Raw genomic sequence first — 14306 nt, forward strand, 5'->3', positions numbered from 1 at the left:
TTATGTCCGATGTACTGGCTGTGCCTGAGAAATGCTTCTCATAACCCATTCGCAAACACTCTCCCCCTGCTTTCAGAACTGTATCGAGAGAACGGCAGAGCGAGTTACTTTACGTCAATAATTTTAGGGAATCTTATCCGAAATTCTGTACCTTGAGTACGGTCTAGTTCAAGGGTTCCCTCAAGTTGAGTGGTTAATACACTTACTAGCTGAAGTCCTAGTGACTTGACAGCCCGGATGTTAAAACCCAGAGGTAATCCTACCCCATTATCTTTGACAGTAAGCGTATGATACTTTTCGTCCGAATCAAGAGCAATATAAATTATTCCTTTAGGCGAGGAAAAAGCGTATTTTAAGGCATTTGAAACTAACTCATTGACAATCAAACCACAAGGAATTGCTGTATCAATATTCAGATTCACCTCATCAAGATCTAGCTTTAACTTTATCGCTTCTACATTCACTCCGTAGGTTGCAAATAAGTAGCTTGTTAAATCTTGAATGTATTCGGCAAAATTGATTTTGGTAAAACGTTGAGATTTATAAAAAGTTTCGTGAACAAGTGCCATAGATCTAACACGGCTACAGCTTTCTCGGAAAATTTCTAGTGTTGCTTGTTCCTCTATGTGCTGAGATTGCAGGTCGAGCAGACTTAAAATTACCTGTAAGTTATTTTTGACCCGATGATGAATTTCTTGGAGTAAGACTTCTTTTTCTCGTAATGATTCTTGAATTTGTATCTCTGCAAGTTTCCGTTCTGTGATATTAGTAGCAACCCCAAGAACTTGAGCAACTTGGTTATCACTGGAAAAAATCGGTTTTTTAATCGTTTGAAACCACTGGATTTCACCTGTCCGGGTATGGCAAAGCTCTTCTGTAATAAATTTCTGCTTTAAAGTCGTGAATACTTCCTGGTCTTGAGCAATAAATCGCTGTACATCTTCTTGATTAGGATACAACTCAGCATCCGTAGTTCCCTGTAGTTTTTCTGCATTTACTCCTACAAAATCAGCAAAGGCTTGATTGCCGAGTACAAGCTTGCCCTGACTGTCTTTGACAAAAATTAAATTTGGATTGGTATCAAGTACAGTCTGGAGAAATTCATGGTTTTCTTTAAGTTTTTCCTCAGCAATCTTCTGTTCTGTAATATTATGCGTAATCCCTAAAATTTGATAAATTTCTCCCCGTTCATCTAGTAGTGGAACATAGATAACGATGAATGTAACTTTACCAACAGTTGGTAAAGTGATTGTACATTCTGCCGTCTGTGAGGTACGTGTTTCTACAGCCCTTAGCAGATGGGGTAGATACGCATTTGTAATCTCTGGTGGATGTATCTCCTCATCAGTGTGACCAATTAGTGCCGACTCCGGTAGCCCACCTATCCTAACTCCGTGTGCATTAACAAATTGGAATCGCCGATTAGCGTCGTAGATAACAAACGTATCAGGAAAGTGATCGACAGCTAGGCGAAATCGCTTTTCCGAAAGGCTCAATGCATCCTGTGCTTGCTTGAACTGAGTAATATCAGTCGCAACACCAATTAGACCGATAATTTGTTCATTTTTATCTCGTAATGGTGTTGCTTGATTGTCATATACCACGTCACCTATCTGTGTAATGCATGAACTCTGTTTGCCAGCAAGTCCACGACGGAGATCTTCTAGTACCTCAGGGTAGTTGCGATAGAGTTCAAAGGCAGATTGTCCAATAAATTGACCTGACTTTTGTCCCAACGCTTCCAGTCCTTTACCTTCTAAAAGGGTAATCACACCTTCGCTATTTAGGGCATACAAAATAATTGGTGCATTGGTAACTACGGTACGCAGAAGTGCTTCACTTTCTACTAGCTGAACTTGAGTCTGTTGAAGGTTGTACAGAGTGTGTGTAAGTTCAGCCGTTCGATCTTCCACTCGTTGCTCTAACTCCTGTGTGAGCTTCTGCAACTCGGCTTCAGCCTGAATGCGTGCTTCGATTTCCTGTTTGAGAAGTACATTTTGATCTTCAAGTGTTTGGGTCAATTTTCTCATCTTGAGGTGCAGCCTCACTCTGGCTAATACCTCCTCTTGTTGAAACGGTTTGGTGATGTAATCGACTGCTCCCAGAGATAGACCTTTGAGTTTATCAACTGTCTCAGAAAGAACCGTCATAAAAATTACAGGGATGTCCTTGGTTGCTACTGATGCTTTTAAACGCTGGCAGGTTTCAAATCCATCCATTGCGGGCATCATCACATCCAACAATATAAGATCTGGTGAAACCTCTTGCAGCTTTTCAAGGGCACTTTCACCATCATTAGCCACTAAAACTTTGAAGCCGGACTCTTTAAAAAAACTGAACAGCATCTTGAGGTTAGTCGAGTTATCATCCACGATCAAAATGACATCTTGTTTTGCTATATTCATTTTTGGTTATGTGAGATATGCCGTTTGACTAACTTCAGAATTTCTTTTTCTTCAAACTTTTGAGCTAATTGCAGCAACTTAGTGGCAAATGATATATATTTATTATCCAATCGTTTGAGCCTGTTTGCTTCTTGTTCAATGCCTTCAATGTCACCAATTTGAGCAGCTTTTAGCAGAGCGACAAGTTCTTCTGGTGGTTCCACCACAGGTTCTGGAGCCTGCGCGTGGGATGAAAAACTATTAAGAAATTTATGATTCTGAAGTTCTACTTGCTCGTTTGCTGCATAAACCCATTCCAGTTTCAAATAATTTTGTATTTTGTTTAATAAATCTTCTGCTTGAATCGGCTTGGGGATAAAGTTGTCGCAACCTGCTTCTAGACTATTTTGCCGCTTACAGTTGGACAGGTTGGCAGAAGAAGCAATCAAAATCGTATCTTTAAATTCTGGTAACTTTCGGAGATGTCGCGTCATCTCAAAGCCATCCATTACTGGCATCAGTACATCGGTAATAATTAGGTCGGGTTGAAATGTTGCGGCTTTATCTAAACCTTCCTCTCCATTACTTGCTTGCATTAGTTTAAATCCAATTGGTTCTAGTAGATTAATGAGAAATGAGCGGTTCTCCCATCGATCGTCTACAACTAATATTTTCCGTTCTCTACCTTTAAAACCAACGATATTTTTTGATAAATCTATAGGAACTGGTTTAACATCTTGTAATGCTTTAGGTATCTCTAAATTTAGCCAAAAACTACTCCCCACACCTAAGACACTTTTTACTTGTAGTTTGCCTCCCATCATCTGAACAATCTTTTTTGTAATTGCCAATCCTAATCCAGTGCCTTCTGCCCGACGTGACCTGTCGCCCACTTGCTCAAACGGCAAAAATATTCTTTCTAATTGCTCTGGTGTCATTCCAACACCAGTATCTTCGATTTGAAAATGAATTTTAAAAGTTTGGCTTAAAGAATTAGATTGAATAAAGTTTTCTCTACTCTCTAGAATGCCAACTTTGAAATTCACCTCGCCTTTGTCAGTAAACTTAATAGCATTGCCCAAGAGGTTAATCAAAACTTGCCGCAGTCGTTTGTCATCAGCATGAACGACAGTAGGGAGTTGATTTAAGACTTGGTAACTAAATGCAATTTTTTTTTGTTCGGCTCGGATGCAGCAGATTTCTGCAACTTCCTGAAGGAAGGAAGGAAAATGAAAGTCTCTTGGGTAGAGTTCCATTCTCCTTGCTTCAATCTTGGAGAGGTCTAAAATATCGTTAATCAGGGTGAGTAGATGTGAGCCACATTGCTGAATAATTTGGATAGCATCTTTTTGCTTTGAGGTTATATCTTTATCGCGTTCCAAGATTTGTGCGTATCCCAAAATCCCATTAAGAGGAGTACGAAGTTCATGGCTCATGTTAGCAAGGAATTCGCTCTTGGCGTGGTTAGCTGTATCAGCAGCAACTTTTGCTTCCCTTAGTTCGGCCGTTCGTTCTTCGACTCGCATTTCTAGCTCGGCGTTTGTTTTTTCAAGCGCAGCAAATGACTCTTGCAACTGCTGCGCCATTTGATTAAAAGATTGAGCCAGAAGCTCCAGTTCATTGATGCCTTTTACCTCAACTTTTTGCTCTAATGGGCTACTGGCAAAATCTGAGGTGGCAGCCCGTTTTGCTAACGCACTAGATGCTTTACTTAAATGGAGAATGGGACGAGTAATCCATCTAGAGGTAAGGATTCCGAGTACGGTAGCCAGCACCAATGCCCCCAGACATAGGAGGATAGTGGTACGGGTGTTGGCATTGATTTGCTGCATGAAATCGTCTTCTGGAACGACCACCACAACGAGCCAATCTAACCCATGAGCGTCAGCAAACGGTGTCACTTGTATAAATTGCCGCTTGCTGCCAATTTTGAAGTCAAGCTGCTGACTATTATTGATTTTGCTAAGGTCGCCAAAGTGTTTTATCAAATACTGTGCTGTGAGATGAGTGAGACGATTGTTGCTTTCGCTCGCTTGAATCCGTCTCCATTTCTCCTTTGCTCCGTCTTTACTGAGGATAAGGGGCTGCTGGAGCGATGAACAGGCAACTAAGTCTCCGGAGCGCTCCATGATAAACGTCTGTCCAGAACGACCAATTTTTAGGTTCTGCAAAAAGTCGCTAACTTGGGAGAGGGATAGTGTTGCGTTAGTGACTCCAAGCAAGGTGCCTGTCCTGTCGTCGTAAAAAGGTCGGGCAGCACTGATAGCTAGTGACGATGAGGAAAAATATGGGTAAATATCGCTCCAAGTCAGTTTTTGGGCTTTCACAGCCGCTTTATACCAGGGGCGATTTCGAGGATCGAAGGTTTTTTTAACTTTAATTAGTTTGGTGCGATTCCCGTAGTTATCCGTGGCATAGGTGTGATAGCTACCGCCAGTAGACTTATCCACGACTCGAATCACTAAGCTGCCATCATCAAGGCGATCGACTGAACGAATTTCTCCCTGTTCATTCCCAAAAGCAATGGGACGCAGAGACTTAAACAACTGCATTTGGTGCCAGAAGTGCCGTTCCAGACGGCTGGAATCCTGTAAATTCAACTCGCCTAAACGGACGGCATCGGCGTTAATTTGAGCTACTATCTGCGGTGTCTCTATGTATGTAGTGACATGTTGTAAAATCCGAGCTGTGACTTCATTTCTTAACTGGGTAGCAATGTCGTTGACGTCTTTTTGCCCATTGAGTAGTGATAGCCATCCTGTGAGTCCCACCGCAACAAAGATTTGCAGGACGAATGGCACTACTAAGACGAAGCGGAGCGGGATTTTCCGCTTGGTTTTTGAAATAGACTTCTCACTTATTAGCCGCATCATAGTGAGTGGTTTGTTTCCTAGCTAGTGGATGTTTACTCGCCTAGGCAGTGTTAGAAGTATGTAATCTTTAGTTGAATGTCGGATGCGATCGCGTCTGATGAGCCATTGACCAAAGTAGATTGGTTCGCGTTAATGTAAAATCTTGCAGCCGCCCAACCACACCTAATTCTGGCTAACTTCAGCGATAACCTATAAGACAATCTCTGGACTTAACAGTTCGTATCAAAACTTACTGTTTTTTATAACTTTATTAGCTAATATATTTGTCTCACTTTACCTACTGCGTCAAATAAAATACATCCTTAGGGGTATAGCATTTACAGTTATTAGATTGGTAATTGTTATTTAGGACACAAGTGAGTCGTCTCGCCTTAGCTGCTTTTAAATTCTAAGCGTTCATCCATTATTGACTGGGGAAACAGAAGTGTTTCGCATAAAAAAATTTGGATGGTTATTCACCATCTCATTCATTGCTGTACTTGCAATGAATCTTCTTGCTGGCTATGGAAGATTTGACCATGCCATAGCCCAACAGTCAGGAGGTAACCCAGAAAAATTAACAATGGTTACTTCAGCAGATTATCCACCTTATGAGTTTCGAGACACTGCCACTGGCAAAAATGACATTATCGGTTTTGACATAGACATTGCCAAAAAAATTGCCGAAGAGCTTAACTTTGAACTGGAAATAAGAGATACAGACTTCAATGGCATCATTCCTGCCCTACAGTCACGTCGTGCTGACTTTGCTATGGCAGGTATGACACCGACAGAAGAGCGCAAAAAAAATGTTGATTTCTCTGAAATTTACTACGAAGCTAAAAATACGATTGTTAGCCAAACAGGCAGTAACCTGAAGACACCAGAAGATTTAGCTGGAAAAAAAATCGGTGTACAACTTGGTTCAATTCAAGAGAAAGAAGCTGGCAAAATAGCTGAAAAAGTTCAGGGTGTCACTGTAAAACCTCTTAATAAAACCAGTGAACTAATCCAAGAGATTAAGGCGAATCGAATTGATGCCGCCATTATTGAAGACACAATCGCCAAAGGATTTGTCGCATCTAATCCAGATCTAGAATTCAATACCCTTCCCAATCCGGAAGAAGCAGCGGGTTCTGCTATTGCTTTTCCTAAAGGTTCAGAGCGAGTCGATGATTTTAACCGCGTTCTCAAGGAGATGAAAGATAGCGGTGAGATTGACAAGCTAATAACCAAGTGGTTTGAAAATCAAGGAAAAGAAGAAAGCACGGGTAATGCAACTAGTAGTGCAGCCAGCAATAGTAATTTTCCTTTGGCGGCGATAATGCCGAGTATTCCCTACATCATTGATGGAATACGAGTAACGCTACTATTCACGGCACTGTCGGCATTACTAGGATTTATTTGGGGCACAATACTGTCTTTGTTTAAGATTTCTACGATCAAACCTCTGACTTGGTTTGCAAACGTCTACACGTCTATATTCAGAGGCACACCCCTACTGCTACAAATTGCCATTGTCTATTATGCAACACCTCAGCTAACTGGCTACGATATTCCAGCTTTGTTGGCAGGTGTGATTACATTTACTCTCAACTCAGGGGCTTACATTTCTGAAACAATTAGAGGAGGAATTCTTGCCGTAGATAAAGGACAACGAGAAGCGGCTTTGTCGTTGGGTGTTCCTTATAAACCAATGATGTCAGACATCATATTGCCACAAGCGATAAAAAACATTTTGCCAGCTTTGGTGAATGAAAGTATCGCTCTGCTTAAGGATTCAGCGTTGGTTTCTACAATTGGGGTCGCTGACTTATTACGCAGAGCGCAAATTGTGGGAGCAGAAAAATATATCTATTTTGAACCGTTGCTGTTTGCTGGCATTGTTTACTATTTGATGGTCATGAGCTTGACCTGGGGGGGATATGCACTCGAACGAAAATTACAACGTAGCAGTTGATCAGGTTACGCACTCAAACGGAAACAGCAACGTGGCTGTGAAAGTCGAGCATTTGTTTAAATCCTTTGGAGAGCTTAAGGTTCTACAAGATATTTCTACAGATATTAAGAGAGGGCAAGTTGTAGCGGTTATTGGGCCTTCGGGTTCTGGTAAGTCAACATTTCTTCGTTGCCTGAACTTGTTAGAAGTGCCAACGGCTGGGAAGATTTACATTGATGGAGTAGACATCACTGCGCCGAAAACCAACATCATGAAGATTCGCCAAAATGTCGGCATGGTGTTTCAACATTTCCATCTGTTTCCTCATATGACCGTACTCAAAAATGTGATGTATGCACCCACTAAGGTGAAGCATATTTCTGATGATGAGGCACGGAAAGAAGGGTTGGAACTACTGGCAAAAGTGGGGTTAGCAGAGAAAGCGGATGTTTATCCCTCGAAGTTGTCGGGAGGACAGAAACAACGGGTAGCGATCGCACGTTCCTTGGCAATGAAGCCAGATATCATGTTGTTTGATGAGCCGACCTCAGCACTTGACCCTGAAATGGTAAAAGAGGTGCTAGAGGTTATGAAAGACCTCACAAAAACGGGTATTACAATGGCGATTGTCACCCACGAGATGGGATTTGCGCGGGAAGTTGCCGATCGCATTTTGTTTCTCGACGGTGGACGGTTGGCGGAAGATTCACCTCCTAGTGACTTCTTTGGCAATCCGCAGTGCGCTCGTGCTAAGCAGTTTCTGGAAAAGATGTTGTAGGTTGCAACAGGTATCGCTTAGGGAGTGTCAACAGTGGCTTATCCTGCTTTTTCCTAATTAAACTGACTAGTGCGGTTCAGACTCAGGGTGCATAAATGCGATCGCAAAGCTGAATATAGTAGCTACAGCTTGTATGACTTCGGTTTCTACAGGTTATTTAGCTTCTTTCGCCGTTGTCTACAAGTTAGCGGTAAATTATTCAACTGAGCGACTCGCATAAGGATTTATCTGTGACCCCTCAAGAGTTTGGTTTATTAGTTGTTTCAATAATTGCTAGTGTATCAGGGCAATTTTTCCTGAAGGCAGGAGCATTGAAACTGGGGAAGGTTAACTCTGGTAATTTAGTTAGTCATGTTTTGAGTATCATCATTACGCCAGAGTTGTTAGCTGGTCTGGTTTGCTATGCTCTGGGAGCGATCGCTTATATTCTGTTGCTTACCCGTGTTAAGCTCAGCGTTGCTGGCCCTTCCGCTGCTCTAATCTACATCTTTACTGTCCTACTCGCTCACTTCGCGTTTCACGAACCCATTCCTGGAACTCGTCTTATTGGTTTGGCTTTCATTGTCTGTGGAGTGGTTCTGGTGCTTTGGCAGCGTTGACAACATCGAGCAAAATCAAAGGTATTGTTGTAAGACTTCCATCGTGGCAAGTCCTGTTTTTTCCCAGCTAAACTGACTGGCGCGATTCAGACTCAGGGTTCGTAAATGCGATCGCAACGTTGAATCCGTGACTATGGCTTGCATCGCTTCCGTGATTTCTCCCGTGTTGTAAGGATTGACGGGGAGGGCAGCATCACCAGCAACTTCCGGTAAAGAGGAGAGGTTGGATGTAATTACGGGTGTGCCACAAGCCATGGCTTCGAGTACAGGCAGTCCAAACCCTTCCCAAAGACTAGGAAAAACGAGTGCGATCGCCTGGTTGATAATTATCGGCAATTGCTCGTAAGGAACGTAGTCAAGAAACTTTACTCTCTCAGTTAGTCCTAAATGGTTTACTTGTTCCTGGAGTAGTGGTGTATAGCGCCCATCTGGGGAACCAGCAATCCACAGTTCACACTCCTGCTTGTGCAAACCAGCAAAGGCATCGATCAGGCGCGGCAAATTTTTGTAAGGGTCGTGGCGTCCAATATAGAGAAAATAATTGCTGGTAGGTAAGTTGAGAAAGCGGAAGTCTTTGGGGTTGTAGGCGAGGAGAACAGGCGTAATTTTATCAGCAGGGATGTTGTAAAAGTTGGTGATGTCCTTGGCAGTAGCCTGGGAGTCACAAAGGATGTGTTGCGCTTGGGTGAGAACTTGGGGGATATAGTAGCGGAAATAGGTCGTGAGAGGAGAACCGCGCCGGGGAAAGCGCAACGGGATGAGGTCGTGGACGGTGACGATGTAGCGGCAGTTGTTAAATAGGGGTGCTTCTGGAAGGGGAGAAAACAGAAGCGGCGAACCCAATTGTTTATAGATTTGTGGGAGTCGTAGCTGAGTCCATAGAAGGCGGCGCAGATGCCCTTTTGTACCTTGTTCAGGAGTCATACCGTCTGGTACAGAGTAGCAGGTAAAGTTAGAGGCTTCTGGTTGACACTGATGCCCAACGGGTGAAATTAAAAGAGTTGGGTTAATGGGTTGTAAATAAGGGAAGAGATTAGCGGCATAAGTGCTAATTCCAGTGGGTTTAGAAAAGAGGAATGACAGATTGACTAAAACTGAGTTCAACAAGTGTGTTTTACTCTCCCTAAATAGCTCAATACGCCCGCCAGTTTACCAAAAGCCGTTTGCGGTTTTATCACTAATAAGATCAGGGCGTGGAGCGTGAGCCGGAGAAATCGCCACAGAAAAACTTCTTTTTTGGTGTACCGTTCTAGAGTTAGCAAGTAACTATAGGTACTATGCTGAAATTTTTTAACAATGTTGCGATCGGCAATTGAAGAGGGTTGATGCACTATACTAAGCTGATTAGTAATCGCAATTTGATGACCCATCATTGCATAACGACGACAAAAATCAAAGTCTTCGTAGTATAGAAAGTATGCCGGGTCAAACTGGGGGCATTCAGGAAAGAGTCGGAGATTAAGGAGAAGACTACATCCACTTACCCAATCAGAAGATACACAGGTAGCCTCTAATTGAGAACCTAGCAAGTTAGTCGAAAGGATAGCTCCTTGATTAGGGATAAATTGCCCTCCAGCAAACCAAACCTCACCTGTGGGTGTATAGATTAGGTTACCGAGAATCGAAACTGGATAAGCTTCAAATAAGCCAGGAACCTTTTCTAGAGTATTTTCTGGCAGGTAAGTATCGGGATTAATAATCCATGCGATCGCATTTGGATCTTGAGCATAAATCCAGTTAAGTCCGAGATTGCAGGCTTTGCCAAAACCTAGATTAGCTTTTGCTTCTAAAATTAGAATCCTATCATCTTTCAATTCTTGTAGAGCATCGTCGTTTGGAGAGTTATTAACAATAACAATTTGATACCGAATAGTTTGGCTACAGGGAAGAGAGCGAATTAATCGAGCAATAAAATCAGTTGAATAATAATTAACGATCAGCAAGTAAATCACATTAGCTCGATTTTGCAGTCATTAGCAGCGAACAAGTACAAGGATTAAGTCATCTTGTACTCTAGAAGAGTTTAGTGAGAAATGCCTCGTTCTGTTATTTCCTTGAGATCGTGGTCAACTAGCAATTCAACCAATTGCTCAAAAGAATACTGCGGTTGCCAACCTAAATTTTTCTGAGCTTTATTAATAGAACCCACTAACTCCACAGCTTCATCAGGACGGTAGAAGGCAGGGTCAACAGAGACATAATCTTGCCAGTTCAAGCCAATGCAGTTGAAAGCACACTCGACAAGTTCCCTCACAGAATGAGTTGTACCACTTGCAATAATGTAGTCATCAGGTTGCTCTTGCTGAAGCATCAACCACATAGCGTAGACGGCATCTTTGGCATAGCACCAGTCGCGGCGAGCATCAAGGTTACCGAGTTTTAGTTCATTCGCCAAACCCAGCTTAATTAAAGCCGCCCCACGAGTAATTTTCCGAAAGACAAATTCTGTACCCCGACGGGGAGATTCATGAGTATAGGTGATACCGCAGCAGTTATAGAGATTGTACTGCTGGCGATAGTTGACCGTCATCCAGTGAGCGTAGGCTTTGGCAACACCATAAGGATTACGAGGGCGGAAGGCAGTACGTTCAGTTTGCGGTGATTCATCCGGTTGACCAAACACTTCACTGCTGGAAGCCTGGTAAAACTTAGCATCAGGCTTGCAGCGACGAATCGATTCTAATAAGCGAGAAACACCAATAGCCGTATATTCGGCAGTTAGGGCGGGTTGACTCCAAGAGATGGGAACGTAGCTTTGGGAGGCAAGGTTATAAATTTCGTCAGGTTGGGCTTCGCTGAGGGCATCCATCAAGGAGCATTGGTCGAGTAAATCACCGGAGAGGATTTGGATATTGTTGGAGAAGTGGCTAATGCGCCCGAAATGGCTAGAGCTAGAGCGACGTACTAGACCAAAGACTTGATAACCTTTATCTAAAAGAAGTTCAGCCAGGTAAGAACCGTCTTGCCCGGTTAATCCAGTAACTAGTGCTTTTTTGGTCACCATAGTAGCTTTTGCCCTTCACTCATTTAAAATGGTGTTGATAAAAAACCTAGTATTTTCGGGAAAGCGATCGCACCAATTACCTTTGAACTAAAGTTTAATTATTTTGTCTATTGGGATAGTAGTTGTTTGAATCTAAAACATCTTCTATATTTACATCCCACTTAAATTGAGAGAGTAAAAATCAGCAACTACCGAGTTGCAACTAAGGCAAAGCTAGGCCCATTGGGATGGTCAGGATGGTCAAAATTAATCTCAATGTTATTTAGACCAAAATGCTTAAGGCTCCCTAGGATATCGTCGCGGCTGAGCCAATTACTAGATGCCTCACTGCCCCCGCAGAAGCCACCCCAATTTAGTGCCACTTTGTACTCTTGGGAATAAAGCGTATGCCGAAATCCACAATGCTCTACTTGTTTACTGCTAGGGAATTTGTGCGCCAAGCTGGGGTTTTTAGAGATAATTGCCTTGTCGTAGTAGTGAGTCCAAAGAAAAATCTGATCGGATGCCTGAGCGGCAAGTGCAATCAATTCAACCGGGTTACGCATATGATAAAGTATGCCACTAGCAATACAAACGTCAAACTTTGTTCGGTTGCTTCGTAGATATTCTATACAATCTCCGTACACAAAGCGTACACGCTTTAGATCTAATAACTCTTTAACTATCAAACACTTTAAGTACGCATGGCTATTGGCTTCGACTGATAGGATTGATTCTGCTCCTAGACGTTCAAGCATATAACTATGCCCTGCTTCTAGAGGACCTAATTCAATCACAGTTTTCCCTTCAACGCCACCTAGTTGAGCCACAGCCCATTCAATACGGCCATCCTCAAATAAGGGAATGGAGCCAGCCTCCAGCCCTACTAAAGGTTCAGGTAGTTTCGACGACCACTCTCCTTTAAAGATATCAAGCGCAGCCTGTGGAGTATGGGCAGATGTAACGTATTGATCTAGTATGCTCATTTTTTACCTACCAACTTTTTAAACTTAAACCAACCATTACGCAATTGCCAAAACTTACTTGATTGCATTGCGTTAATCAAATCTCGTGACTGTTGTAGCTCTGTTTGATGGTGCTGAAGTTGGATTTGTAATTGCTCTATTTTCGCACGAGTATCCGTAGGTAGGGACTGTAATTGCTCCAGTTCTAGTTGAAGATTCTGAGTATGAAACCGAACTCGTTCGTGTTCAGTTGCTGTAAACCAATTAATAGCTTGCTCTATCTCTATAGAATTAAAACTATTATCCGTCGATTGCACAGGATATCTCTTAGAAGAGCGAGCCAATGCAAATGTCCTTATAGGCTGAAAATTTTCGCCTTTATAGTCATGATGAACTTCGATAACTACTCCAAACTCAACGACACAGCCTTTATAGTACTTTAATGCAAAATCTAAGCTAATTTGATTACGATAAAGTTCTACCAAAACTGAAGAATCAATAACATAAATAATTTCTTTTAGTAGCCATCTAGCATTTAGTGCCTTTTCCCATACATCAAAATACCAAACGCACAAATGTAAATAATGATCTTCATTATAAAATAATTTATGATCAAATATAAACGCTGGATTTGACCAACCATACGGAGTCCAAAACTCTAGCTGAGCACCATCAGCACAAACACGGCTGATTTCTTGAAAAATGTTTATTGGGTTTTGAATATGTTCTAAAAAATGAGATGAGTGAACGTATTTAACGCTTTTATCAGGAAATGGTAGAGGGTCTGTTTGAATGTTTAAAACATAGTCAACACCTGGATAGGCTTGAAAATCAATGCCTAGAGTTCCTTCTTTCTTCCTCAACCCACAACCCAGATCGATCTTTAAGTTATCCATTGCTTTTAACTAAAAGAAATTAACAAATGCTTAGGTAACTTTGCAGTAAAAGCAAACAAGAATAAGTTTTTGTAGTAATGATTAAATCTGTATAAATTCAGTTATTCACTAACTCTTTTTCTTAAAACTACAATAAACTCCATTCCATTTTTTTGCAGTAATTCAATTTCTATTAAGAAAGACAAATATTTTTTGCAGTATACAAGCATTTCTATAAATTCCATTGGAGTCCATACATGAAAATGAATACTGTAGTTCATGTCAATAAGACGTTTAGTTCGTACAGCAACATCACTGTTAGGAACCTTATTAACTAAACGATTCCACTCCTCAAAGTGAGAGTACTTTGACCACTCAGCTCCTTCCGTGTAGTCTCGAATCAGGTGTTCTAAGGAGGTGATAGGACGATCGCAATCAAAGGTATATCGCTTATCTGGCACAGCCATATACAAAATGCCATCGGTCTTCAAAACCCTTATCCAATTTTCCAGAGAAGCTATTGGATTTTGACAATGCTCAATCATGTGATTGGAAATCACAAAGTCTAGTGATGCATCTGGAATAGAGGCTAAGGTTTCACCATCATCAATGAGATCGAGTTCTACAAGTTTGTGTTCTGCTAACTCTGGGTATTGTTTTCTTAATTGCTCAACTGGCATTCGATCCAAGTAGCGGATTTCAACATCAGAAGGAATTTCAAGAGGTGAATGTAAAGCCCCAATCTCAATTCCAGAACCCGTTAGATATTGAGAAGCAATTTGCTGCCGTAATGAAGTTCCTGATAAGGAAGGACTTCCTGTATCTTTTAGTTTGTTTGGTTTTGCTAAGAAATTGAGCTTGTTTGTTAAATTTCCTAAAATAGATGTCATATTAAGCTTCCTTTTAGTTGAGCTATACTATTTTTGCGGCT

11 protein-coding genes are annotated in these 14306 nt (G+C 41.8%); 3 read left to right on the forward strand and 8 right to left on the reverse strand.

The window, feature by feature from the left end; translation table 11 throughout:
- Positions 1-104 precede the first annotated feature (104 nt).
- The gene (locus tag H6F98_RS34600; protein ID WP_192219284.1) at positions 105-2405 is read right to left on the reverse strand and encodes a PAS domain-containing protein; all 2301 of its coding nucleotides are present in this window, start codon (positions 2403-2405) and stop codon (positions 105-107) included.
- A complete protein-coding gene (locus H6F98_RS13855) occupies positions 2402-5257 on the reverse strand; it encodes a hybrid sensor histidine kinase/response regulator (protein ID WP_192219285.1) in 2856 nt (951 codons plus the stop codon). Before H6F98_RS13855 ends, H6F98_RS34600 begins: the two co-directional genes overlap by 4 nt.
- 424 nt (positions 5258-5681) lie before the next feature.
- Between H6F98_RS13855 and H6F98_RS13860 the strand changes: the two genes are divergently transcribed.
- From H6F98_RS13860 to H6F98_RS13870, 3 genes are all read left to right on the forward strand, one after another.
- Entirely contained in the window at positions 5682-7196 is a 1515-nt protein-coding gene (locus tag H6F98_RS13860; RefSeq protein WP_313929871.1) for an ABC transporter substrate-binding protein/permease, read from the forward strand.
- Positions 7162-7953 carry an amino acid ABC transporter ATP-binding protein gene (locus H6F98_RS13865; protein ID WP_192219286.1) on the forward strand — a complete coding sequence of 264 codons (792 nt, stop codon included), beginning with the start codon at positions 7162-7164 and terminating at the stop codon, positions 7951-7953. Before H6F98_RS13860 ends, H6F98_RS13865 begins: the two co-directional genes overlap by 35 nt.
- A gap of 230 nt (positions 7954-8183) precedes the next feature.
- Positions 8184-8552, forward strand: a complete 369-nt coding sequence (locus tag H6F98_RS13870; protein ID WP_192219287.1) for an EamA family transporter — start codon at positions 8184-8186, stop codon at positions 8550-8552.
- A gap of 15 nt (positions 8553-8567) precedes the next feature.
- On the opposite strand, the gene H6F98_RS13875 is transcribed toward H6F98_RS13870, so the two are convergent.
- The 6 genes from H6F98_RS13875 to H6F98_RS13900 all read right to left on the reverse strand — a co-directional run bounded on the left by H6F98_RS13875 (position 8568) and on the right by H6F98_RS13900 (position 14265).
- The gene (locus H6F98_RS13875; RefSeq protein WP_192219288.1) at positions 8568-9659 is read right to left on the reverse strand and encodes a glycosyltransferase family 1 protein; all 1092 of its coding nucleotides are present in this window, start codon (positions 9657-9659) and stop codon (positions 8568-8570) included.
- Positions 9653-10504, reverse strand: coding sequence for a glycosyltransferase (locus H6F98_RS13880; protein WP_192219289.1), 852 nt, complete (start codon positions 10502-10504; stop codon positions 9653-9655). The genes H6F98_RS13875 and H6F98_RS13880 overlap by 7 nt, the downstream gene beginning before the upstream one ends.
- 71 nt (positions 10505-10575) lie before the next feature.
- Positions 10576-11556, reverse strand: a complete 981-nt coding sequence (locus H6F98_RS13885; RefSeq protein WP_199348470.1) for a GDP-mannose 4,6-dehydratase — start codon at positions 11554-11556, stop codon at positions 10576-10578.
- A 188-nt stretch (positions 11557-11744) separates the two neighbouring features.
- Positions 11745-12521, reverse strand: a complete 777-nt coding sequence (locus tag H6F98_RS13890) for a bifunctional 2-polyprenyl-6-hydroxyphenol methylase/3-demethylubiquinol 3-O-methyltransferase UbiG (protein ID WP_192219290.1) — start codon at positions 12519-12521, stop codon at positions 11745-11747.
- Positions 12518-13396 (reverse strand): methyltransferase domain-containing protein, encoded by an 879-nt coding sequence (locus H6F98_RS13895; protein WP_192219291.1) that lies wholly within the window; start codon positions 13394-13396, stop codon positions 12518-12520. The genes H6F98_RS13890 and H6F98_RS13895 overlap by 4 nt, the downstream gene beginning before the upstream one ends.
- Before the next feature lie 101 nt (positions 13397-13497).
- Positions 13498-14265 carry a class I SAM-dependent methyltransferase gene (locus H6F98_RS13900; RefSeq protein ID WP_192219292.1) on the reverse strand — a complete coding sequence of 256 codons (768 nt, stop codon included), beginning with the start codon at positions 14263-14265 and terminating at the stop codon, positions 13498-13500.
- Positions 14266-14306 lie beyond the last annotated feature (41 nt).

Source organism: Microcoleus sp. FACHB-SPT15 (assembly GCF_014849525.1).
Classification (GTDB): Bacteria; Cyanobacteriota; Cyanobacteriia; order Cyanobacteriales; family Coleofasciculaceae; genus Symplocastrum; species Symplocastrum torsivum.

Excerpts from the sequence above, each read along its gene's own strand:
- H6F98_RS13895 (WP_192219291.1), bottom strand. The coding sequence starts at position 13,396 with ATGGATAACTTAAAGATCGATCTGGGTTGTGGGTTGAGGAAGAAAGAA.
- H6F98_RS13865 (WP_192219286.1), top strand. The coding sequence starts at position 7,162 with ATGCACTCGAACGAAAATTACAACGTAGCAGTTGATCAGGTTACGCAC.
- H6F98_RS13900 (WP_192219292.1), bottom strand. The coding sequence starts at position 14,265 with ATGACATCTATTTTAGGAAATTTAACAAACAAGCTCAATTTCTTAGCA.
- H6F98_RS13885 (WP_199348470.1), bottom strand. The coding sequence starts at position 11,556 with ATGGTGACCAAAAAAGCACTAGTTACTGGATTAACCGGGCAAGACGGT.
- H6F98_RS13890 (WP_192219290.1), bottom strand. The coding sequence starts at position 12,521 with ATGAGCATACTAGATCAATACGTTACATCTGCCCATACTCCACAGGCT.
- H6F98_RS13855 (WP_192219285.1), bottom strand. The coding sequence starts at position 5,257 with ATGATGCGGCTAATAAGTGAGAAGTCTATTTCAAAAACCAAGCGGAAA.
- H6F98_RS34600 (WP_192219284.1), bottom strand. The coding sequence starts at position 2,405 with ATGAATATAGCAAAACAAGATGTCATTTTGATCGTGGATGATAACTCG.